The organism is Arthrobacter rhombi (assembly GCF_900163545.1).
GTDB classification, from domain to species: domain Bacteria; phylum Actinomycetota; class Actinomycetes; order Actinomycetales; family Micrococcaceae; genus Arthrobacter_H; species Arthrobacter_H rhombi_A.
Window position 1 is genome coordinate 94,126 of sequence record NZ_FUHW01000032.1, and the last position, 22,860, is coordinate 116,985.

A 22,860-nucleotide genomic window follows, 5' to 3' on the forward strand; every position below is an offset into this window, starting at 1 on the left:
ATCCCTTGCGAGGCCGCGCTTTGCAACGAGATGAAACATTACCAGCACTTTTCCGACCGCGCAAAATCGCTTCCCTGAATGGGTTCCGTGTCACATTTTTAGGAATTTTCAGACCCGAATTGGCGGTCTTGCCGGGGATGAATCCTAAGCTGTGTGCATGGAACCCATCTCTACCTTTACTGTCCCTGACCACTACCTGCTCGATGCCTGCTCGCCGCTGCCTGCGGGCGTGCGTTGCGGAGTGTGGGATTTGGACAGCGAACCGCAGGGAGTGGCGCTGGAAGACATCGGAGCGGTGGTCTTGCCGTACTCGATGGCCTCAAAGAAGCGGTGGGGAAACGTTCGGAAAGCATCCAATCTCCGCTTGGTCCACACCCAATCCACGGGCTACGACGGCGTGATGGACGCAGTAGGCGAAGACATCGCCATTGCCTCGGCGCACGGAGTCCACGCAGCGGCCACCGCGGAACTGGCCGTCGGACTGCTGATAGCGGCCTTGCGTGGAATGGGCCAAGCGGCACGGAACCAGCTGACTGGCACCTGGGATTCGGCACGCTGGAAGGGGCTGGCCGATCGCCGGGTCGGTTTGATCGGGGTGGGCGGAATCGGCGAGGAAATTCGACGCCGGTTGGACCCCTTCGAGATTGACCTGGTTCGTATCGGCACCCACGCTCGAACCGACGAACACGGGCCGGTGCACGGTCTGGACGAGCTGATGGAGCTTGCCCCCGAGCTCGAAGCCGTTATTGCCATCGTTCCGCTCAACGATTCAACCCACCACCTGTTGGGTCGGGAACTCTTGGCCGCCTTGCCCGACGGCTCAGTGGTCGTCAACGTGGCCCGTGGCCCGGTCGTCGATACCGATGCGCTGACAGCCGAAGTAGCATCAGGGCGACTGCACTGTGCCCTCGACGTGACCGACCCCGAGCCTTTACCCAGCGATCACCCGCTATGGAAGCTCCCGAATGCATTGATCACGCCGCATGTCGGCGGTAATACTGAAGCCTTCCCACCCCGGATCGCCCAGCTGCTTCGTGAGCAGATGGCCAGCATGGCTGCGGGGGAGCGGCCGAAGAATCTCGTGCATCAGGGTGAGCACCTGCTCTAGGTCGACGCATGGCTCCCGTCAAGACCTGTGGTGTTCCGTCGAGCTAGCGAACGGATGACTATTTTGCCGCGGACTTCTCTCGGAGGAACGGGGAATCACAGGCCGGGCCACCGGGATTATTGGCACAGTCCTGGTCGACCAAGAGTTTCTTGGTGCGCCAAACGCTCATGGGCATGGGGTCACTCGGGACGCTAGCCGTACCGGGGATTGGCATCCATGGCCCGCCATCGACGGAGTACTCGCCGCGATAGGCGGTGCTCAGTTGGATGGTGAAATCGCCGGTCTCGTCATACACATGGCTGGTGTCCGTCGGTTGATCGAAGGTGTGATTCGGGATGGGTTTTCCGGGTTTTTGCAGTTTTCTGCTGTGGCCGTCGCCGTAGTTCCAGAGGTAGGACTGGGGGATTGCCCGGACACGAACAGGCTCGTCATAAATGTCGACGCTGAATGTCTGAGGGTTTGGAGCGGCGTACATATGTGCGTGACCATTCCGCAAGGAGAATCCTGAGGGCTGACTCTTAACCTGAGAACCACGAATGGGAAAACTCTGAAACTCTGCAGGAGTGACTTCGATGGTCCTTTGCTCCTGGACTGCGCGCTGAAGATCTTCTGGTTTCGCAGGTGAACCTTCGGGTGCTTGCGGTGGAGGCTCCGTCTTGCAATAGGTGTCCCGGGATACGAGTGCGCCGGCCGGGGTCCGAATAGTGCGGACTTTCAGCGGTTGATTGTCAGGGCATGGAGCTTCATCAAATGTCTTGCAGCTTCCATTGCCACCAAGCTGTAGGGCGCAGGTAGTCGAATACGAGACTCTGTATTTCATAGAGTTCGAAGGAGCCTTTGCCGTTGATTTCTTAGCTCCACCAGCACGTCCTTTTGGTGGTGTATTTGGCAAAACGTCGGTCTTACGCGTACTCCCCACCTTGTTTTGGTGGCGTTTTCGAGGAGCGATAGACGCGTCTTTTGTCGCTGTAGCATGCCGATTCTCGAATCCAATTATCGCCCCAGAGTCATCATTAGGTTGTCTTGACTGAGGGGCGCCGAAGGCAGCGTTCCCGCCGAATACTAGTGCCAGCGCGAACGCAAAAATAATGGCCCGAACGGGGCGAAAACAACCGACTTTGGTGTTCATTGTTGGACGCTCATGATTCAGGGAACTCCACCGAGTTGACGCGCCATCCATCTTTCCATCCCAAAAAGAAGGAACCGACGACGGGCGTTGAGGTTTCCTCGAGAGTCGTCCGTACGGTTTTGTCTGGATCGTAAACTTGGCCTCCTGCTTGCAAGTATGTGAAGGAGACCCAGACTTCATCTGGTCCCTCCTTTTGAGCAGAGCTGATTGAAAGATCGAACGCGCCGCCCGTGTTCCAGCCGCCCTTTTCCTTGTTGTGTTTTGCAGGTTCGATAATGGCCTCGTCGCATAGTTCGCAGTCCGAGGAGGAAACCTTGCTGATGGGTTTCGACTCGTTGGTCACCGAGGTGTATTCGATAAGTTCGAAGTAGTACTTGGTGAATTCGGCTGCGCCCTCAAGGTCGTGCTTCTTGGCCTTTGCAGGCATTTTTGGCACGGGCCAATTCTTGGCGGGGCCATCGGAGCTTGCGGCTATCGGAGTTGCCGAGGAGGACTTCGTCGTGGGGGAGGCAGCAGTGCTGCTGTCCTTATCACCTGTTGACTGTGTGGCTGGGGATGAGGAGGACTCGTCGTCTCCGGAAGCCGTGGTTTCTGCGCCGTCTGTGGGCGAGCAAGCGCTGAGGGCGATGGCGATGGCTGCTCCAACGGCGAATCTGCTGAGCGTCTTTCTTGCGATCGTGACCGGCATGAGGCCTCCGGGTTCGACAATGAAAACGGGCGTAAAAGCACCCTAACCCGAAAATCAACCGTGTTGAATAGTTATCCACAACTCCGTGTTCGAGGCGATCCAGCACTAAAAGAATCAACTGATGGTGACCTGCGAAGACACGTCGGATGCTTAGCGCAGGTGTGGCGCCTCGTCGCTCTAGCCAGGGGAGGGCGCCGATCCAGCAGGGCTGATAGGGCGCTCAGGCGCGAAATGCAGCGACGTCGGCAGCTGGTGAATCAGGCTTCGTTGCGATGATGCGGATCTGCTGAGACGCCAACGAGGGTGGCCGACATGTCTTCCATCGCTGTATGCATCCAGGACAAGGCAACTTCGTCATCCTTGTCGTCGGGCCGTGCATTAAAACGCATGAACTGATCGATTTCGAACCCCAGCACCTCGAGTAGACCGAGGATGCGCTCAAGCGAGCATGCCGTGGTGGCGCCAGAAAAGTGCTTGTCGCCAGACTGAGATGCCACGGGAACACTTCTGGAACTGCGGGGGTGATCCAGTTCGGTCAGGGATTTTCTGCCTTCGTGCTCTTGAAACATGGTGCCCCAGTACTTGACGTCGTGAAGCCTTGGGAGAAGTCCGTCAAGGCCGCTATGGCACCGCCCTTTTCCTTCGGCTAATGGCAATACGATAGTTCGAGCTTTCAACGTATGGTCTGCGGCCCGCAGGCGCAAATTCCGTGTGGATATCCGAGGGCCATTGGGTAGTCAGGGCTGTGACTATTGGTCGCTCTCGACGTTCTCCGGCTCACCGAACCCGTCCAAAAGGGTCAGGAACTCATCGAAAAATGCTGAGAAATCTTCGGCATCGTGGTGCTGTTGGAGCCTGACGCGGGCACCCGGGGCGCTGGTTGCAGCTGGCGGGGCATCGACTGTCGTTTCCGGGGCGACTTCGAAGCGGTAGACGCGGCCGGTGCTGGTCCCCACCTCGTGGCCACCGGCACGATCCTCGGCCAAATGACTGAGGTTGGTCAGGTTGATCGCCACGGCTGGTTCAAGGGCAGCCAAGGTCCCTGCATGCAAGGGGGCAACCAGGATTTCCATCGGCTCGCGCCGGTATCCGACAATATATTTGCCGCCTTCACCGGCACGCCCCGTCGCATAGACGAGGTTGTAGCTACCGAAATTAGGGATCTGCTGATCGAAGGCGCGGTGCAGATGGGCCTTGAGCGTCGAGTCTTCCGTCGTCTCGGGCGCGCTGACGTCACTGTCTGTTTTCCCCATGCCGTCCATCCTAAAGGGAATGGACTGATAGTTCAGGGCAAATGTTTCAAAAGCAGGTCACGGGTTCGTTGCGTTTGCCGGGGAGTTCTAGACTCTGGTTTATGAGCCAGGACAGCACCATAGACATCAAGCCACGCAGCCGCGCCGTCACCGACGGCATCCATGCGGCCCCGGCCCGCGGAATGTTCCGCGCGGTCGGCATGGGAGACGACGACTTCGCCAAGCCGCAAATTGGCGTGGCCAGCTCGTGGAACGAAATTACTCCCTGCAACCTCTCCCTGAACCGGTTGGCGCAGGCCTCCAAAGAAGGTGTCCACTCAGGTGGCGGCTTCCCCATGCAGTTCGGCACCATTTCGGTTTCCGACGGCATCTCCATGGGCCACGAGGGCATGCATTTCTCTCTCGTCTCGCGTGAGGTTATCGCCGACTCGGTGGAAACAGTCATGATGGCCGAACGCATCGACGGATCGGTCCTGCTGGCCGGCTGCGATAAGTCCCTACCCGGCATGTTGATGGCCGCGGCACGGCTCGATTTGGCCAGCGTCTTCGTCTACGCCGGATCGATCATGCCCGGCACCGCCAAACTCGAGGACGGCACGGAGAAGGAAGTCACTCTCATTGACGCCTTCGAAGCCGTTGGGGCCTGTGCTGCAGGGAAGATGAGCGAAAAGGATCTGGACACCATCGAACGGGCCATCTGCCCGGGCGAAGGAGCCTGCGGCGGCATGTACACCGCCAACACGATGGCCTGCATCGGCGAGGCACTGGGCATGTCCCTGCCCGGCTCCGCAGCCCCGCCCTCGGCGGACCGCCGCCGCGATATGTTCGCGCGCAAATCCGGCGAAGCCGTGGTGAACATGCTGCGCAAGGGCATCACCGCCCGCGACATCATGACCCGCAAGGCCTTCGAGAACGCGATCGCCGTGACCATGGCCTTCGGCGGCTCCACCAACGCCGTGCTCCACCTGCTCGCCATCGCCCGCGAAGCAAACGTTGACCTCAAGCTCGAGGACTTCAACCGCATCGGCGATCAGATCCCGCACCTGGGGGACCTGAAGCCCTTCGGCGAATACGTGATGTACGACGTCGATAAGATCGGCGGCGTTCCGGTGGTCATGAAGGCACTGCTCGACGCGGGCCTGATCCACGGGGACTGCCTGACAGTTACCGGTAAAACCGTGGCCGAGAACCTGGCCGATATTGAGCCCCCGGCACTGGATGGACACGTCCTGCGCGCGCTGGACAACCCCATCCACGCCACCGGCGGGATCACCGTGCTCATGGGGTCGATGGCTCCCGAGGGTGCGGTCGTCAAGAGTGCCGGATTCGACGCTGACGTCTTCGAGGGCAGCGCCCGCGTCTTCGAGCGCGAACAGGGTGCCCTGGACGCGCTGGATCAGGGTGAGATCAAGGCTGGCGACGTCGTCGTCATCCGCTATGAAGGGCCCAAGGGTGGACCCGGGATGCGCGAGATGCTCGCCATTACCGGAGCCATCAAGGGGGCAGGACTGGGCAAGGACGTACTGCTCCTGACCGACGGACGGTTCTCCGGAGGGACGACCGGCCTGTGCATCGGGCACGTGGCACCCGAAGCCGTGGACGCCGGCCCCATCGCCTTCGTCAAGGACGGGGACAGGATCCGCGTGGACATTGCCGCCCGCTCCTTCGACCTGTTGGTCGACGAAGCGGAACTGGCATCCCGCCGTGAAGGCTGGGAGCCGCTGCCGGCCAAGTTCACCACCGGCGTGCTGGGCAAATACGCCAAGCTCGTGAAGTCCGCCAGCACGGGAGCCTACTGTGGCTAACTAAGGCAACGGGATGCGACGTCCGGCCACCGGACGTGTCCACGGACTGGACGTCGCGTCCACATATTGAGACAGGCAGTGGGTTTCGTTGACAGCCCCCGCAGCACCGGGGAAACTGAAGACATGCAGATCCGAACCGAAGTCCTACTAGTTACCAAGCGCGGAGCCTAAGCCTCGTTTGTAGGACACGGTGACGCGCGAACCCCTCTGAAGCCATGATGGCCAGCGGGGTATTTTTATGCGCAGAACTAGAGAAGAGAAGGAATATCCGATGAGTAACGGAACACCCATCAGTCCGTCACTGGTGGCCCAGGCCGCCGGCCGTGCCAAGGATCATGCTCCTGTCTCTTCCACCGTGGATGCCTCGAACCCTGTCCAGGGTCCGAATAACACCGTGGCACCCACTGAGATGACTGGCTCACAAGCCATCGTCCGCTCGCTGGAAGAACTGGGCGTCAAGGACGTCTTCGGGTTGCCGGGAGGGGCTATCCTGCCCACCTACGACCCACTGATGGACTCGACCAGGCTCAACCATGTCCTGGTCCGCCATGAACAGGGCGCAGGCCACGCGGCACAGGGCTACGCCATGGTCACCGGGGAAGTCGGGGTATGCATCGTCACCTCCGGCCCCGGCGCCACCAACCTCGTCACCGCCATTGCCGACGCCCATATGGACTCGGTCCCCATGGTCGCCATTACCGGACAGGTGCATTCGGCCTTCATCGGCACGGACGCCTTCCAGGAGGCGGACATCGTCGGCATCACCATGCCGATCACCAAGCACTCCTTCTTGGTGACCAAGGCCGCCGATATCCCGCGGGTGATGGCCGAAGCCTTCCATATCGCCGCCACGGGACGGCCGGGGCCGGTCCTGGTGGACATCACCAAGGACGCCCAGCAGGGCAAGGCAGATTTCTCCTGGCCGCCAAAGATTGACCTGCCGGGCTACCGCACCGTCGTGCGTGGTCATGCCAAGCAGGTCCGCGAGGCCGCCAAGCTGATCGGCGCCTCCCAACGCCCGGCCTTCTACGTCGGCGGCGGCATCATCAAGGGCCATGCCTCGGCCGAGCTCATCGAGCTGGCCGAACTGGTCGGTGCCCCGGTGGCCACCACCCTGCAGGCCCGCGGCGGCTTCCCCGACTCGCATGACCTGCACGTGGGGATGCCCGGCATGCACGGTTCGGTCTCGGCGGTCACGGCCCTGCAGCAGTCTGACCTGCTGATCACCCTCGGCGCCCGGTTCGATGACCGCGTCACCGGGGTGCTGTCCACCTTCGCCCCGTATGCCAAGGTCATCCACGCCGATATCGACCCCGCCGAAATCTCCAAGAACCGCACCGCCGATGTTCCGATCGTCGGCTCGGTCAAGGAGATCCTGCCCGAGCTGACCGAAGCCTGCCGGGCACGGTTCGCCAGCGACGGCCACCCGGATCTGACCCAGTGGTGGTCGACCCTGGACCGGTTGCGCAAGACCTACCCGATCGGCTTCACCGAAACCGAGGACGGCCTCACCGCACCGCAACGGGTCATCGAACGCATCGGTGCCCTGACCGGGCCCGAAGGCGTCTACGCGGCAGGGGTCGGCCAGCACCAGATGTGGGCGGCACAGTTCGTGAAATACGAACGCCCCCACCAGTGGCTGAACTCCGGTGGCCTGGGAACGATGGGCTACGCCGTCCCGGCGGCCATGGGCGCGAAGGTCGGCAACCCCGACCGCGTGGTCTGGGCCATCGACGGCGACGGCTGCTTCCAGATGACCAACCAGGAACTGGCGACCTGCGTGATCAACAAGATCCCGATCAAGGTGGCGGTCATCAACAACTCCTCCCTGGGCATGGTCCGCCAATGGCAGGCCCTGTTCTACGACGGCCGCTACTCCAGCACCGACCTGAACACCGGTCACGGAACGGCGCGGGTGCCCGATTTCGTCAAACTCGCCGACGCCTACGGTTGCGTGGGGTTGCGCTGCGAACGCGATGAGGACATCGACGCCACGATCCAGCAGGCGCTGGAAATCAATGACCGTCCGGTCGTGATCGACTTCGTCGTCAGTGCCGACGCCATGGTGTGGCCGATGGTCCCCACCGGCGTGAGCAATGATGCGATCCAGATCGCCCGCGGCATGACCCCCGAATGGGAAGAGGAGGACTAGGACCATGGCACGCCATACCCTTTCAGTGCTCGTGGAGGACGTCCCCGGCGTCCTGACCCGCGTGGCCGGCCTGTTCGCCCGCAGGGCGTTCAACATCAACTCATTGGCCGTCGGCCCCACCGAAGTGCCCGGGATGTCTCGGGTGACCGTCGTGGTCGACGCCGAAGGAGACCTCCTCGAGCAGGTGACCAAGCAGCTCAATAAGCTGATCAACGTCATCAAAATCGTTGAACTGACCCCCGATTCCTCGGTGCAGCGCGACCACATCCTGGTCAAGGTGCGTGCCGACGCAGCCACCCGGCTGCAAGTCACCCAGGCGGCGGACCTCTTCCGGGCCTCCATCGTGGACGTGGCCACGGACTCAGTGGTCATCGAGGCCACCGGCACCCCGGATAAACTCGATGCGCTGTTGGCCGTCCTGGAACCCTTCGGGGTCCGCGAAATCGTTCAATCCGGCACCCTGGCCATCGGCCGCGGTTCCAAATCGATGTCGGACCGCGCCCTGCGTGCGGTCTCCGCCTGAACAGCAACAAAATACTTCCAGACTCAGATACCGAATAGCACCAAGGAGTTATCACCGTGACCGACATGTACTACGACGACGACGCAGACCTTTCGATCATCCAGGGCCGCAAGGTGGCCGTGATCGGCTACGGCTCGCAGGGCCACGCCCACGCGCTGAGCCTGCGCGATTCCGGCGTCGACGTCCGCGTCGGCCTGCGCGAAGGATCAGCCTCCCGCGCCAAGGCCGAGGCAGAGGGCCTGCGGGTCGTGGGGGTCGCCGAGGCGGCAGCCGAAGCAGATGTGATCATGCTCCTGGCACCGGATCAGATCCAGTCCAAGGTCTACCAGGACGAGATCGCCTCGAACCTGGTGGCCGGCGACGCACTGTTCTTCGGGCACGGCTTCAACATCCGCTTCGGCTACATCCAGCCGCCGGCAGATGTCGACGTTGCCATGGTCGCCCCCAAGGGCCCGGGCCATATCGTCCGTCGCGAATTCGAAGCAGGCCGTGGCGTCCCGGATCTCATCGCCGTGGAGCAGAACCCCTCGGGGAAGGCCAAGGAACTGGCCCTGTCCTATGCCAAGGGCATCGGCGGAACCCGCGCCGGCGTCATTGAGACCACGTTCACCGAGGAAACCGAAACCGACCTCTTCGGCGAGCAGGCAGTGCTCTGCGGTGGCGCCTCGCAGCTGGTGCAGTACGGCTTCGAGGTTCTGACCGAAGCCGGCTACAAGCCCGAGATCGCCTACTTCGAGGTCCTCCACGAGCTCAAGCTCATCGTCGACCTGATGGTCGAAGGCGGCATCGCCAAGCAGCGCTGGTCCGTTTCCGACACCGCCGAATACGGCGACTACGTTTCCGGCCCGCGGGTGATCACCCCCGAAGTGAAGGAAAACATGAAGGCCGTCCTCGCCGACGTGCAGAACGGCTCCTTCGCCAAGCGCTTCATGGATGACCAGGCAGCCGGCGGGAAGGAATTCCTTGAGCTGCGCAAGAAGGGCGAGGATCACCCGATCGAGTCCACCGGCCGGGACCTGCGCAAGCTGTTCTCCTGGATCCAGACCGACGACGACTACACCGACGGCGTCACCGCCCGCTAGATCGACAGCGCCCGGCGCACCCACAGCACGACGGCGATCGCCCGTCCCGTTCCGACGGGGCGGGCGATCGCCTTTTCTGGTCATGTGTGGGAAGCGTCACGTCATATTCGCCGGCCCGGGCATCGCTGATCGTAATATCCGCACTTGCACACGGGCAGGGGAGGCCCCTGACGATAATCTGGACCTTCGGGACCGAACGACCCGGCCCCGATCCGCATCCGTCGATCGCAAAGGTGCCACCTCCGTGTCAGAAACCAAGCCCGTCGTCCTCTTGGCCGAAGAACTCTCGCCCGCCACCGTCCAGGCGTTGGGCCCGGACTTTGAGATCCGCAGCACCGATGGTTCCGATCGAACCCAGCTGCTGGAGGCCATCGTGGACGCCGAGGCGATCCTGGTTCGTTCAGCCACCCAGGTCGACGCCGAGGCCATCGCCGCCGCGACCAAGCTCAAGGTGATCGCCCGCGCCGGCGTCGGACTGGATAACGTGGACATCAAGGCCGCCACCCAGGCCGGTGTCATGGTCGTGAACGCCCCGACCTCAAATATCATCTCGGCTGCAGAACTCACCGTCGGGCATATTGTTTCGCTGGCCCGCAGGATCCCCGCGGCCAACGCCTCGCTGAAATCCGGTGCCTGGAAGCGTTCGGCCTACACCGGCGTCGAACTCTATGAGAAGACCGCAGGCATCATCGGTTTGGGCCGCATCGGCGCCCTCGTGGCGGCGAGGCTGCAGGGCTTCGGCATGGATGTGGTCGCCTATGACCCCTACGTCACCAGCGCCCGCGCCCAGCAGATGGGGGTGCGCCTGCTTGAACTCGAGGAACTGCTGGCGACCTCGGACTTCGTGACCATCCACATGCCCAAAACCCCCGAAACCCTGGGCATGCTCGGTGCCGAGGCCTTCGGCAAAATGAAGGACAGCGCCTACGTCGTCAACGTCGCCCGTGGCGGCCTGATCGACGAGGACGCCCTGTATACCGCGCTGAAAGAGGGCCAGATCGCCGGCGCCGGGGTGGATGTATACGTCTCAGAACCCAGCACCGACCTTCCGTTCTTCGACTTCGACAACGTCACTGTCACCCCCCACCTCGGAGCCTCCACCGCGGAAGCCCAGGAAAAGGCGGGCGTCTCGGTCGCCAAATCGGTTCGCCAGGCGCTCTCGGGAGAACTCGTCCCCGACGCGGTCAACGTCGCCGGCGGCGTCATCGACGAACAGGTCCGCCCCGGCATCCCGCTGATCGAGAAGCTCGGACGCATCTTCACCGCGCTAACCGTGGATTCGCTCACCTCCCTGGACGTCGAGGTGGCCGGGGAGATCGCCGAACTCGACGTCAAGGTCCTGGAACTCTCGGCACTGAAGGGCGTCTTCCGGGATATCGTCTCCGACCAGGTCTCCTATGTGAACGCCCCCGTGCTGGCCGAACAGCGCGGGATCTCCACCCGGCTGGTCACCACCACCGAATCACCCGAATACCGTAACGCGTTGACCCTCAAGGGCGCCCTGTCCGACGGCCAGCAGATTTCGGTGACCGGCACCCTGACGGGGCCGAAGCAGATCGAGAAGCTGGTCGGAATTGGCGGGTACGAACTCGAGATCCCGATCGCCGAACACATGATCGTGTTGATCTACCAGGACCGGGCAGGGGTCATCGGCACCTTGGGCAGCACCTTGGGCCAGCACGGGGTCAACATCGCCGCCATGCAGGTCTCCCGCAATGAGGAAGGCGGCCCGGCCCTGGCAGTGCTCGCCGTGGATTCCTCCCTGCCGGCCGGGGTCCTGGATGAGGTCAGGGATTCGATTAGCGCTACCACGGCCCGCGAAGTAGACCTCTCCGAGTAATTCACGCGCAGCATCAACCCGCCGCAGGGCGTGGGGGGCATCGGCATGGTCGGTGCACCCCACGCCCTGCGTCGCAAGCTGCGGATGGGCTTGCCGGGGCCGATGAGTCCGGTTACTACAGCGTCGATGGGCGCCCGAGCTCCGTGGTGCGGTAGATTTCTGGGGTGACTTCAACTCAGGATCAGACCCCGTTCTACATCACCACGGCCATCTCGTACCCCAATGGCGACCCGCATATCGGCCATGCCTACGAGTTCATTGCCACGGACGCCATGGCGCGTTTCAAGCGCCTGGACGGGGGTGACGTCTTCTTCCTGACCGGTACGGACGAACACGGCCAGAAGATGTTGCAGACCGCCGAGAAGGAAGGCATCACGCCCCGCCAGCTCGCCCAGCGCAACTCGGACGTCTTCCAGGAGGCGCAGGACGAACTGGGGATCAGCTACGACCGGTTCATCCGCACCACCGACGTGGACCACCTCGAAGCCGCCCAGGCCATCTGGAAGCGCATGGAGGAACGCGGCGATATCTACCTCGATAAGTACGCCGGCTGGTACTCGGTGCGCGACGAAGCCTTCTACGGTCAGGACGAGACCGAGGTCCGCGAGGACGGCATCCGGTACGCCACCGAATCCGATACCGAGGTGATCTGGACCGAAGAGGAATCCTATTTCTTCCGCCTCTCCGCCTACCAGGACAAACTGCTGGATCTCTATCGCGACCAGCCCGACTTCGGGGCACCGCACTACCGGTTCAACGAGGTCATCCGTTTCGTTGAGGGTGGGCTGAACGACCTCTCGGTCTCACGCACCTCCTTCGACTGGGGGATCCCCGTACCCGGAAACCCGGCCCACGTGATGTACGTGTGGGTGGACGCGCTGACCAACTACCTGACCGGGGTAGGTTTCCCGGACACCGATTCGGCCTCCTTCCGTAAATACTGGCCCGCCGACCTGCACGTCATTGGCAAGGACATTTCCCGCTTCCACGCCATCTACTGGCCGGCCTTCCTGATGTCCGCCGGGCTGGAATTGCCACGCCGGATCATGATCCACGGCCACCTGCACAACAACGGCGTGAAGATGTCCAAGTCCTTGGGCAATACCGTGGCCCCCGCCGACTGGGTGGAAAACTACGGTCTGGACCAGACGCGGTACTTCCTGCTGCGCGAAGTCCCCTTCGGCGCCGACGGAAACTACAGCCACGACGCGATCGTCGCCCGGATGAATTCGGATCTGGCCAATAACCTCGGCAACCTGGCCCAACGCTCCCTGTCCATGGTCGCCAAGAACTGTGGGGGACTCGTCCCCACCCCGGGCGACTTCACCGACGCCGACAGGGAACTACTGGACGACGCCGAGGCACTGCTGGAGCTGTCCCGCGGCGCTTACGATCGCCAGGAGTTCAGCAAGGGGCTCGAGGCCGTATGGCATGTGCTGGGGGATACGAACGCCTATTTCGCAGAAAATGCGCCCTGGGTGCTGCGCAAAACGGATACCGCCCGGATGGAAACCGTCCTGTATGTGACGTTGGAAATCCTGCGGAAGGTCGCCTTGCTGGTGCAGCCGGTGATGCCCACCGCGGGGAGCCAGCTGCTGGACGTCCTGGGCCAATCAGGGGGAGCGGCACGCACGTTCGCCGCCTATGACTCGGCCATTGAACCGGGGGCCGAACTGCCTGCCCCGAGGCCGATTTTCCCGAAGTACGAAGAGCCCGCCGCGGAGTGAATAGGCGCTAGTCAACCGCTTGACGGGCGGTGGTGGGGGAGGCCCGCGACGTCACGCCGCCGAGCGGGGATGCCGCCGATGACGGGTCCGGGGGAAGAGACCGGCAAATTGACAGTGGATGCCTTGTCAGTAAAGTGGGTCAACGGACTTACTCGTACCCCCTACCCCGTATTTGAGGACTGTCATGAGCACCCCACCGGAAATCAGCGGTGAGAATCTAGACCAGAGGCGTGCCTCCCCGACGGAGGCGAAGAAGCCCATTATCCCCGCACCGCGCGTCTTCTGGCCCGCACTAGCCGTCATCGTGGCGCTGGTCGCCGTGGCGATGATTGCCCCCGATGGCACGTCGAAGGTCTTCGGCAATATGCAGTCTGCAGTGGTGGAGGGCCTGGCCCCCTACTACATGTTGGTGGTCGGAGCCTTCGTGGCCTTCGCGATCTGGATGGGCTTGAGCCGCTACGGCAACATCAAGCTCGGCAAGGACGACGAGAAGGCAGAATTCGGCCTGCTGTCATGGTTCGCCATGCTCTTCGCCGCAGGCATGGGCATTGGCCTCGTGTTCTGGGGCGCCGCCGAACCGCTGACCTTCTTCGTGAACCCCAAACCCGGCGTGACCGGGGACGAGGCGGATCTTGCTCGGGCCGCCATGGGACAGACCTTCATGCACTGGGGGTTGCATGCCTGGGCCATCTACGCAGTCGTCGGTCTGGCCATGGCCTATGCCATCCACCGTCGAGGATTCCCGATCTCCATCCGCTGGACCCTGGAACCCCTGCTAGGGGACAAGGTCAAGGGCGGGCTCGGCGACACGATCGACGTGATCGCCGTGGTCGGCACCCTGTTCGGCATCGCGACGTCACTCGGACTGGGCGTCCAGCAGATCTCAGCCGGACTGTCCCATATGGGCGTTGTCGGTGAAGTGAACAACACGTTGTTGGTGGTGTTGATCATCATCATCACCCTCTTCGCGCTCGTCTCCGCCGTCAGCGGCGTCGGCAAGGGCATTAAGTGGCTTTCGAACATCAACCTGGGCTTGGCCGGGGTCTTCATGATCTCCGTCCTGCTGCTCGGCCCGACCCTGTTCATCTTCCGCGACCTGATCTCCTCGCTGGGCTACTACCTGCAGAACATCCTGGGCATGACCCTCGACACCGCGACCTACACCGGTGCAGCTGGTCAGGAGTGGCTGGGCGACTGGACCATCTTCTACTGGGGTTGGTGGATGTCCTGGGCACCCTTCGTCGGTGTCTTCATCGCCCGGATCTCCCGTGGCCGGACCGTGCGCGAATTCGTCCTCGGCGTCCTGGCGGTTCCGACCATCGTCAGCTTCATCTGGTTCTCCATCATGGGCGGAACGGCCATCCAGGCCGCCTGGGACGATATGAACGGCGGACTGTTCGACGAGAAGGAAGGCATCGTCTCGGAGAATGTCCTGTTCAACATGCTCAGCCAGTTGCCGCTGGGTGGGGTGTTGTCGGTCATCGCCGTGTTGCTGGTGACGATCTTCTTCGTGACCTCCTCGGACTCGGGGTCGCTGGTGATCGACATGCTGGCTTCCGGCGGAGATACCGATCCGCCCAAGTGGAGCCGTGTGCTCTGGGCGTCCCTCGAAGGCCTCGTCGCCATCGCGCTGCTGTTGGCCGGGGGTCTGGGCGCCCTCCAGACGGCGTCCATCCTCACCGCGCTGCCGGTCAGCATCGTGATCATCGGGATGTGCCTGGCCACCTTCAAGGCCCTGAACGCCGAACATCAGGTGCTCCTGCGGGCCGAACGTCGCCAGCGTCGGCGTGAGCTGGCCCGCGAGGTCGGCGAAGGCGTGACCGACGAGCTCACGGACAACTTCGATGAGCGCTTCGGCGAGCAGGTGGACGACCGGATTGAAACGGCACTTCCATCCAACGTCAAGACCCCTCCACGCCCGTGGAAGCCACGCGATAGGCGTCCTCGACTCTAAGTCGCCTCGAGGACCAAGCAGCATCACAGCAGGGCCCCCTCTGGAACTTTTTCCAGAGGGGGCCCTGCTTTTTGTTGTGACCGCCGGGATGGCTGCTCGGCGACATCGCGTGGTCGCGGCCCGGGCAGGAAACATCTCCACGACTGCCACCGATTCTCCCCGCAGGCAGGGGCATCGAGGGGGTGTTGCGTGGCTCACTAAATTAAACTAGAGTCTAGTTTCAGTTATTGAAGCACAGCTCGACGATCCTCCCCGTCGCAGGGGAGTGCATCGTCCGTGATTTTGGAGTGAACAGATGCCACTTTCCCTCACCGAAGAGCACACCGACCTAGCCTCCGCAGTCTCCGACTTCGCCGAACGCTTCGCCGATATCCTCGAAACCCGCGAACACCTCCAGGCCTATGCCGCGGGTGGCCGGCCCGACCACTGGGCCGAACTCGTGGATAACGGACTCCACGCCCTGCACATCAGCGAAGAACGTGGCGGCCAGGGCGGAAGCGTGGCCGACACGGCGATCGTGGTGGAGGAATTCGGCCACCGCCTCGTCCCTGGCCCGTTGGTTTCCACCGTGCTCGCCAGCTCCGCCGTGGCCGGGGCCACCGAGTGCAAGGCCTCCACGAGTGGTCTGGACCTCTTCGCCGATGGGGCCACCGGCGCCCTGGTGATGCCCACCGCCGCCGTGACCGTCGCCGCCTCGGCCGAGGGCTGGCTCCTCAGCGGCAGCATCGGCGTCGCCTCGTTGCTCTCCGCCGAACAGCTGGTCATCGGGTTCACCTCCGAGGACGTGACCCGCTTCGCCCTGGTCGATGCCCAGGCAGCCGGTCTGACCAAGCGTGTGGCAGCGTCCTCGGACCTCACCCGCGATGCGGGAATCCTGGAGCTGGACGGCCTGGCCATCGGGCACGAAGCCATCCTCGAGGGACTGGAGGCCAGCTACGTCGATGCCCTGAAGGCGGCCCTGCTCGCCGCAGAGGCGTCTGGCCTCATGCGGTGGGCGGTGGAAGCCACCACCGACTACGCCAAAATCCGCGAACAGTTCGACCAGCCCATCGGCTCCTTCCAGGCCATTAAGCACAAATGCGCGAACCTGCTCATTTCCTCCGAACTGGCCACCGCCGCCGCCTGGTCGGCAGTGGTCTCACTCGACCAGGACCGTACCCAGCAGGCCCTGGCCGCAGGATCGGCCATCCAGTCGGCCATCGTCCCCGCCGTCGAGGCGATCACCGAGGCCGTCACCATTTTTGGTGGCATCGGCTTCACCTGGGAGCACGACGCACACCTCTACTGGCGCCGCGCCATGAGCCTCGCGGCACAAGTGGCCCCGGTGGCCGACAGTGTCGCAGCCCTGGGCCGCACCGCCTTGGATGCCGACCGGCAGATCGATATCGTGCTCCCCGACGAAGACCCGGCCTTCCGCACGCGCATCGGGGCACTTCTCGATGAAGCGGCGCAACTGGACAACGAGCACGACGGCGGCCGCTGGTACTCCCGTGGCTCCCAACGAAACTTCCTAGCCGAGAACGGGCTCGCCGCCCCACACTGGCCCGCCCCCTACGGGCTCGGCGCCACCCCGGCAGAACAGGTCGTCATCGGGCAGGAATATGCCCGCCGTGGCCTGGTCCAGCCCACCTCGGTGATCGGGGAATGGGCGATGCCCACGATCCTGGCCTACGGCACCGAGGCCATCAAGGAACAGTTCGCCCTGCCGACCCTGCGTGGGGAACTGGCCTGGTGCCAGCTCTTCTCCGAACCCGGCGCCGGCTCCGACCTGGCAGGACTATCCACCCGGGCCACCCGCGTCGACGGCGGCTGGGAGCTGAAGGGACAGAAGGTCTGGACCTCGGGGGCCCACGAAGCGGACTGGGGCATTTGCCTGGCCCGGACCGATACCGAGGTGCGCAAACACAAGGGGCTGAGCTACTTCCTGGTTGATATGCGCAGCACGGGCGTCGACGTCCGCCCACTGATGCAACCCACCGGCGCCTCGGAATTCAACGAGGTCTTCCTCGATGCGGTCTTCGTCCCCGATGAGTACCTGCTGGGGGAGCCGGGGCAGGGATGGCGCATCACCGCCACCACCTTGCAGAACGAACGGACCCAGATCTCCGCCGGCGTCTCGGCAGGAACCGAAGACGCGATGCGCGAGCTGATCAGCGAAGACGGCTACATCGGTACCGAACGCGAAGCCTTCACCGCCCTGGGCAAGATCGTGGCCAGCAGCTCGGCCATCGGCGCGCTGAACCTGCGCGAAACCCTGCGCCAGGTCAATGGAAGCGACCCGGGAGTTGGTTCCTCATTGGCCAAGGTCGCCCAGGCCCGACTGACCCGCGAGGCAGCCAGTTTGGTGACCGCCCTGGCCGGGCCGGCCATGCTCTTCGCCAACGCCCCGGCCGGCGCGGTGACCCGTCAACTCGACGTCCCCCAGGTGCTGCTCGGCGGGGGCACCGTGGAAATCCAGCTCAATGTCATTGCCGAACGCATCCTGGGCCTGCCGCGCGGCTAAACCGCCCCGCAGGACTCCAGACCTCAAGCCATTCCCGAAAGGATACCCTTCGCATGACAACGATGACGCGCGATACTCAGAACGTGAGAACCCTCGCCACCGACCGACTGCACGAATTGCTCCAGCCACGATCCGTGGTGATCGTGGGCGCCAACAGCAAGTCAGCCTGGTCACAATTCACCTACACCAACCTCATCTCCGGTGGCTTCGACGGTGAGCTCTACCTGGTCAACCGCCGCGGCGAGGAATGCCACGGACAATCCTCCTACACCTCGATCGCCGAGCTGCCGACTGCCCCCGATCTGGCCATCGTGCTCACCGGCACCAAATCATTGGAGACCATCTTGGAGGACGCCCGGCTCAAGGGCATCCGCAACCTCGTGATGCTCGCCGCCGGGCTCAGCGAGGCCGGCGCCGAAGGCAAGGCATTGCAGGACAGCCTGGTCGAACGGGCCAGGGCGGCAGACCAGCTGATCCTGGGACCCAATAACCTCGGCTTCATCAACGCGCATGCCAAGGTCGCCGCTTTCAGCCATATGACCCAGATGCCCATGATTTCCGGTGGTGTCGGGATCGCCAGCCAGTCAGGTGCCCTGGCCATCTACCTGTTGCCCTATATGGCCTCACGCGGGGTGGGCTGCTCCACCGCGGTGACGGTTGGCAACGAGGCAATGGTCTCGGCCATCGACGTGATGGACCTGCTGGTCGATGACGAGAACACCACGGTCATCGCCGCCTATCTCGAACAAATCACCAATCCCGCGCAGTTCCTCGACGTCGCCGCACGGGCCCGAAAGGCCGGCAAACCGGTAGTGGTCTTCAAAGCCGGACGCTCCGAGGCCTCGGCCCGCGTCGCCGCCGCCCATACCGGCTCCCTGGTCGGAGACGACAGCGTGATCGATGCCGCCTGCCGGCAGTTCGGGGTGATCCGGGTGGAGAACATCGAGGACCTGATTGCCACCGCGGGGATCATCGAATCCTACGGTGCCGTGGACGGCAACCGGATGGGCGTGGTCACCGGCTCCGGCGCCATGTGCGCCCTCATCGCCGATAAGTCCGAAGCGCTCGGCCTCCAGCTGCCCGCCCCCTCGGCGTCCACCGTCCAGGCACTGCACGACGCCGGCCTGCCCGAATATTCGACGGTCAACAACCCCATGGACACCACCGGATACATTTCAGTGGATCCCTCCATCCTGACCAAGGCCAACCAATGCTTCATCGACGACCCCAACTTCGACTTCGTCGTGATCAACGCCTCCTGGCCGGCCAACCAGATGATGGCAGATATGGGCAGGGCCACTCAGGACACGCTGCTCGCCCAGCTCACCTCCTCACCCAAACCGGTGATCCCGATGAGCTTCCTGCCCACCGAGGTCACCGAATTCGGGCGGGCCTTCGCGACCGAATACGGCTACCCCCACGCCTCCGACTCCTTCGACCGGGGCATCCCGGCCGTGGCCCGCAGCGCCTGGTGGGGGAAGCGCACCGCAGAACTGGCCTCCGACCCCGTGCTCCCCGAGGCGCCGGCCATCGCCAAACCCTCCGGGACGGAAACGTGGACCGAAATCGAAACCGGGGACTTCCTGCGTGAGCACGGGGTGCCTTACGTTCCGGCGACCATCGTGGGCTCGGCCGAACAGGCTGTCGCCGTCGCCGAAGACCTGGGCTACCCCGTGGTGCTGAAGGTGGCCTCTGAAGATATTGCCCATAAGACCGAGGTCGGCGGCGTCAAATTGATGTTGCGGGATGCGGACGCTGTTACGGCAGCCTACGAATCGATCAGGTCTTCCGTCGCCGATCTGGCCCCCGAGGCCACCATCCAGGGGGTCGCGGTTTCTCCCATGCGTCCGTCCGGCACCGAGCTGCTGGTGGGGATCATCCGTGATCCGCAGTGGGGGCTGGTGATGGCCGTCGGTTTCGGCGGCGTCATGGTCGAGATCCTCAAGGACTCGGCCCTGCGGCTGCTGCCTGTCGGCCCTGCAGAGATTCGACGGATGCTCGAAGCCCTCCAGGGAGTCGACTTGCTGACCGGGTTCCGTGGCGGGGAGGCCACCGATCTGGACCAGCTGGCAGAGGTCGTCTTCAAGATCTCCCAGGTCGCTCTCGGGCTGGGCGACGAACTCGAAGAGTTGGAAATCAACCCGCTGAGGGTGGCGGGGAACCAGATTGAAGCCCTCGACGCACTGGTCCGGTGGAAGGACCGGGCATGAACGTGGGAGCTGGGCCATGGGAGCGTAGCCCGGTGATAGCGTTGGAGTCCCATTCCGACCGGCAGCCGAAGGAGCACGATGTCCGGCCAACTCTCCGCGGATCTCGTCGATCTTCCCGCCTACCAGGTGATGCGCAGGCAGCGCATCCTGGACGCGGCGAAAACCCTCCTGGTGGGAACCGACTACGACTCCATCCAGATTCGGGACGTCGCCGCCGAAGCCAACGTGGCACTGGGCACCCTATACCGGTACTTCTCCTCGAAGGAGCATCTGTATGCGAACGTCGTCTACGACTGGAGCGTGCCCTTCAACTCGGCCGACCAGTCCTGGGCGGAGGGCCTGAGCACTACCGAACGCGTCCAGTATCGGATGCGCTCGGCGCTGGCGGCCTTCGAACGACAGCCGAACTTCTACAAAGCCATTTGGCTGCTGCGCTCCACCTCGGACCCGCAGGTTTCGGCGTTGATGCAGCAACTCGGCGTCGTGCTGGAGGAACCCATCCACGCGGACTTTGCGATGCTCGGTCACGAGGAGGCAGCCGATATCACCGCCATGGTGTGGTGCGTGCTGATGGATCTGGTGGCCCGGCTGCTGACCGGGGACAAGACGATTCCCGAAGCCCATCGGGTGATCGACAGCTTCGTGCGGATGATCGGCCTGCGGGTCGCTCAGTTCGAGGCCGAGGGCGCCTAACCGGCGCAGCCCTTCTCAGTCCGGCTGCGGCTTCGGCCACGGATACCGGGGTGCTCTCATGAGCGCCCACGAATTGGATCATCTGGCCATCGCGGTGCCCGCCTGGGCGCCTGCCGGCCCGGTGCTGAACCGCGAGCTGGGCGCCCGGTGGGGCGGAGGGTTCACCACCGAAGCCTTCAACCCCTGCCAGTTGGCGGTGGTCGATGACATGCGGGTGGAACTGCTCGAACCCAGCGGGTCCGAACACTCCTTCATTCAGCGTTTCCTCGATCACCATGATGGTTCGGCTGCACCGCACCATGTGACCTTCAAGGTGGCCGATATCCGCTCGGCCATCGCCGGGGCCCAGAAGGCAGGGATCGAGCCGATCCTGGTGAATCTGGAGCACCCGGGCTGGCAAGAGGCCTTCCTCCACCCTCGGGACACCGGGCTGGGCTTTTTGGCCCAGCTGGTCCAGAGCACCACCCTCCTCGACGCGTCGGCGGAGCAACTGCCCCATTCCACCGGTGGCTGCCCGTGGGATGAGCAGAACACCGATCCGGTGCGGGTCCAGCTCATCCATGGGGTCGTCGAGGACCTGCCACTCGCCCGCACCGTCCTCGTGGACGTGCTCGGTGCCCGCACCTTCGGCATCGGTCCCGCACCCCGCGGCCAGAGCGATGTTCTGGGCTTCCGCTGGAACGAGGGCGCCGACCTGGTCTTGAGCCAAGGAACAGCCATCGGGTTGGACGCCATCGGCATCCTGCCAGCCGAGACTTTCTGGCCGCCGGGAGACTACCCCACAGACCTGACCGCGCAGCTGGGCGAGGGCACCGGGCATCCCGAACTCGGGATCCGCATTGCCGCACTGCGTTCCGCAACGGTGCCGGCGGACAGCTAGATCCCGCCGTCGTCAGCTGTCACCATCGACCACCACCTTCAGGCGCCGGACCATCGGCGCGTCACCGAACCAACCATCCCCGATCTCAGGAGAACACCATGGGACTGAAAGCAGAAGCCGCGATTCTCGGTTTCCACGAACTACCGCCTCAGCGCAAGCTGACCCGCGATAAGACCTTCAACCTCGAACAGTGGGCGCGCCTGTCCAAGGCGGCGTTGGACGACGCAGGCCTGGACGCCACGGACGTCGACGGAATCGTCACCCCGCTCATCGGCGAAGCCAGCATGTTCGTCCCCTCCACCATCACCGAATATCTGGGCATCAACGCCAACTTCGCCGAAATAGTGGACCTGGGTGGGGCCGGCTCCGCTGCCGCCGTCTGGCGTGCTGCCGCCGCCGTGGAACTGGGATTGTGCGAAACAGTCCTGGTCACCTTCCCCGGGACCCACGAGGTGCCCACCCACGAACGTCGGCCCTTCGTGCTGGACGACAGCATGCTCTTCGGGGCCTCCTCCAACGCCTACGGATCCCCGCAGGCGGAGTTCGAGATCCCGTATGCCAATCTGGGCCAGAACGGGCCCTACGGCCAGATCGCCAAACGCTATGGACATGAATTCGGCTACGACGAACGCGCGATGGCCAAGATCGCCGTCGACCAGCGCACCAACGCCTGCTCCACGCCGGATGCCATCTTCCACGGCCAGCCACTGACCATCGAGGACGTGCTGGCCTCACCGATGGTCGCCGACCCCCTGCATAAACTCGAAATCGTCATGCCCTGCCAGGGCGGAGCCGCGGTCGTCATCGGCAACAAGAACCAGGCCAAAAAGTCAAAGAACCGTCCGGCCTGGATCAAGGGCTTCGGGGAACGCGTGCCCTATAAGACGCCGACCTACGCCCACGACCTGATGTATTCGCCGATGATCCACGCCGCCGACCAGGCCTTCGACATGGCAGGCCTGGGCCGGGGCGATATGGACATGGTCTCCATCTATGACTGCTATTCCATCACCGTGCTCATGTCCTTGGAGGACGCAGGCTTCACCGAGAAGGGCAAGGGAATGCAGTTCGTCAACGAACACGACCTGACCTTCCGCGGTGATTTCCCGATGAACACCGCCGGTGGCCAGCTGTCCTTCGGCCAGGCGGGCATCGCCGGAGGCATGCACCACGTCATTGACGGCGTCCGACAGATCATGGGCCGCTCGGGAGAAGCCCAGGTCAACGACTGCAACCGGGCGTTCGTCTCCGGAAACGGCGGCATCATGAGCGAACAAACTGCACTGATCCTCGAAGGCGAATAGGAGCTTTGA

17 protein-coding genes are annotated in these 22,860 nt (G+C 63.5%); 13 read left to right on the plus strand and 4 right to left on the minus strand.

The features are described from left to right. Window positions 1-157: 157 nt before the first annotated feature. Complete coding sequence (locus FM101_RS08970) at window positions 158-1,108, plus strand: 2-hydroxyacid dehydrogenase (RefSeq protein WP_086998540.1); 951 nt, start codon at window positions 158-160, stop codon at window positions 1,106-1,108. Between the two features lie 58 nt (window positions 1,109-1,166). On the opposite strand, the gene FM101_RS15590 is transcribed toward FM101_RS08970, so the two are convergent. The 4 genes from FM101_RS15590 to FM101_RS08995 all read right to left on the minus strand — a co-directional run bounded on the left by FM101_RS15590 (window position 1,167) and on the right by FM101_RS08995 (window position 4,178). Continuing rightward, entirely contained in the window at window positions 1,167-2,237 is a 1,071-nt protein-coding gene (locus FM101_RS15590; protein WP_143269258.1) for a hypothetical protein, read from the minus strand. A 10-nt stretch (window positions 2,238-2,247) separates the two neighbouring features. Further along, the gene (locus tag FM101_RS16065) at window positions 2,248-2,925 is read right to left on the minus strand and encodes a DUF6318 family protein (protein ID WP_281255511.1); all 678 of its coding nucleotides are present in this window, start codon (window positions 2,923-2,925) and stop codon (window positions 2,248-2,250) included. A gap of 257 nt (window positions 2,926-3,182) precedes the next feature. Beyond that, the gene (locus FM101_RS08990; protein ID WP_143269260.1) at window positions 3,183-3,494 is read right to left on the minus strand and encodes a hypothetical protein; all 312 of its coding nucleotides are present in this window, start codon (window positions 3,492-3,494) and stop codon (window positions 3,183-3,185) included. 180 nt (window positions 3,495-3,674) lie between these two features. Further along, a complete protein-coding gene (locus FM101_RS08995) occupies window positions 3,675-4,178 on the minus strand; it encodes a hypothetical protein (protein WP_086998555.1) in 504 nt (167 codons plus the stop codon). A gap of 101 nt (window positions 4,179-4,279) precedes the next feature. Between FM101_RS08995 and ilvD the strand changes: the two genes are divergently transcribed. From ilvD to FM101_RS09055, 12 genes are all read left to right on the plus strand, one after another. Continuing rightward, window positions 4,280-5,983: a dihydroxy-acid dehydratase gene (gene ilvD, locus FM101_RS09000; RefSeq protein WP_086998558.1), complete on the plus strand. Its 1,704-nt coding sequence runs from the start codon at window positions 4,280-4,282 to the stop codon at window positions 5,981-5,983. Between the two features lie 271 nt (window positions 5,984-6,254). Continuing rightward, window positions 6,255-8,135, plus strand: a complete 1,881-nt coding sequence (locus tag FM101_RS09005; protein ID WP_086998561.1) for an acetolactate synthase large subunit — start codon at window positions 6,255-6,257, stop codon at window positions 8,133-8,135. Window positions 8,136-8,139: 4 nt separating this feature from the next. After that, window positions 8,140-8,658, plus strand: a complete 519-nt coding sequence (ilvN, locus tag FM101_RS09010) for an acetolactate synthase small subunit (protein WP_086998562.1) — start codon at window positions 8,140-8,142, stop codon at window positions 8,656-8,658. Between the two features lie 56 nt (window positions 8,659-8,714). Beyond that, the gene (ilvC, locus tag FM101_RS09015) at window positions 8,715-9,740 is read left to right on the plus strand and encodes a ketol-acid reductoisomerase (RefSeq protein ID WP_179204284.1); all 1,026 of its coding nucleotides are present in this window, start codon (window positions 8,715-8,717) and stop codon (window positions 9,738-9,740) included. 244 nt (window positions 9,741-9,984) lie between these two features. Next, on the plus strand, window positions 9,985-11,580 hold the full coding sequence (serA, locus tag FM101_RS09020; protein ID WP_245806666.1) for a phosphoglycerate dehydrogenase: 1,596 nt from the start codon (window positions 9,985-9,987) through the stop codon (window positions 11,578-11,580). Window positions 11,581-11,744: 164 nt separating this feature from the next. Continuing rightward, window positions 11,745-13,307, plus strand: coding sequence for a methionine--tRNA ligase (gene metG, locus FM101_RS09025; RefSeq protein ID WP_086998568.1), 1,563 nt, complete (start codon window positions 11,745-11,747; stop codon window positions 13,305-13,307). Between the two features lie 184 nt (window positions 13,308-13,491). Next, window positions 13,492-15,261, plus strand: coding sequence for a BCCT family transporter (locus tag FM101_RS09030; protein WP_086998570.1), 1,770 nt, complete (start codon window positions 13,492-13,494; stop codon window positions 15,259-15,261). A 295-nt stretch (window positions 15,262-15,556) separates the two neighbouring features. After that, the gene (locus FM101_RS09035) at window positions 15,557-17,764 is read left to right on the plus strand and encodes an acyl-CoA dehydrogenase (protein WP_086998573.1); all 2,208 of its coding nucleotides are present in this window, start codon (window positions 15,557-15,559) and stop codon (window positions 17,762-17,764) included. Window positions 17,765-17,817: 53 nt separating this feature from the next. Beyond that, window positions 17,818-19,974 carry an acetate--CoA ligase family protein gene (locus tag FM101_RS09040; protein WP_086998576.1) on the plus strand — a complete coding sequence of 719 codons (2,157 nt, stop codon included), beginning with the start codon at window positions 17,818-17,820 and terminating at the stop codon, window positions 19,972-19,974. A gap of 78 nt (window positions 19,975-20,052) precedes the next feature. After that, window positions 20,053-20,667: a TetR/AcrR family transcriptional regulator gene (locus FM101_RS09045; protein ID WP_086998579.1), complete on the plus strand. Its 615-nt coding sequence runs from the start codon at window positions 20,053-20,055 to the stop codon at window positions 20,665-20,667. A 58-nt stretch (window positions 20,668-20,725) separates the two neighbouring features. Continuing rightward, the gene (locus FM101_RS09050) at window positions 20,726-21,547 is read left to right on the plus strand and encodes a VOC family protein (RefSeq protein WP_086998581.1); all 822 of its coding nucleotides are present in this window, start codon (window positions 20,726-20,728) and stop codon (window positions 21,545-21,547) included. A 98-nt stretch (window positions 21,548-21,645) separates the two neighbouring features. Next, window positions 21,646-22,851 carry a thiolase family protein gene (locus FM101_RS09055; protein ID WP_086998584.1) on the plus strand — a complete coding sequence of 402 codons (1,206 nt, stop codon included), beginning with the start codon at window positions 21,646-21,648 and terminating at the stop codon, window positions 22,849-22,851. Window positions 22,852-22,860: the final 9 nt, after the last annotated feature.

Coding starts and splice junctions, on each gene's coding strand:
- ilvD (WP_086998558.1), top strand. CDS start 4,280: ATGAGCCAGGACAGCACCATAGACATCAAGCCACGCAGCCGCGCCGTC.
- FM101_RS16065 (WP_281255511.1), bottom strand. CDS start 2,925: ATGCCGGTCACGATCGCAAGAAAGACGCTCAGCAGATTCGCCGTTGGA.
- FM101_RS08990 (WP_143269260.1), bottom strand. CDS start 3,494: ATGTTTCAAGAGCACGAAGGCAGAAAATCCCTGACCGAACTGGATCAC.
- FM101_RS08995 (WP_086998555.1), bottom strand. CDS start 4,178: ATGGGGAAAACAGACAGTGACGTCAGCGCGCCCGAGACGACGGAAGAC.
- FM101_RS09005 (WP_086998561.1), top strand. CDS start 6,255: ATGAGTAACGGAACACCCATCAGTCCGTCACTGGTGGCCCAGGCCGCC.
- FM101_RS09045 (WP_086998579.1), top strand. CDS start 20,053: ATGTCCGGCCAACTCTCCGCGGATCTCGTCGATCTTCCCGCCTACCAG.
- FM101_RS09040 (WP_086998576.1), top strand. CDS start 17,818: ATGACAACGATGACGCGCGATACTCAGAACGTGAGAACCCTCGCCACC.
- FM101_RS08970 (WP_086998540.1), top strand. CDS start 158: ATGGAACCCATCTCTACCTTTACTGTCCCTGACCACTACCTGCTCGAT.
- ilvN (WP_086998562.1), top strand. CDS start 8,140: ATGGCACGCCATACCCTTTCAGTGCTCGTGGAGGACGTCCCCGGCGTC.
- FM101_RS09035 (WP_086998573.1), top strand. CDS start 15,557: ATGCCACTTTCCCTCACCGAAGAGCACACCGACCTAGCCTCCGCAGTC.
- FM101_RS09055 (WP_086998584.1), top strand. CDS start 21,646: ATGGGACTGAAAGCAGAAGCCGCGATTCTCGGTTTCCACGAACTACCG.
- FM101_RS15590 (WP_143269258.1), bottom strand. CDS start 2,237: ATGAACACCAAAGTCGGTTGTTTTCGCCCCGTTCGGGCCATTATTTTT.
- FM101_RS09050 (WP_086998581.1), top strand. CDS start 20,726: ATGAGCGCCCACGAATTGGATCATCTGGCCATCGCGGTGCCCGCCTGG.
- FM101_RS09030 (WP_086998570.1), top strand. CDS start 13,492: ATGAGCACCCCACCGGAAATCAGCGGTGAGAATCTAGACCAGAGGCGT.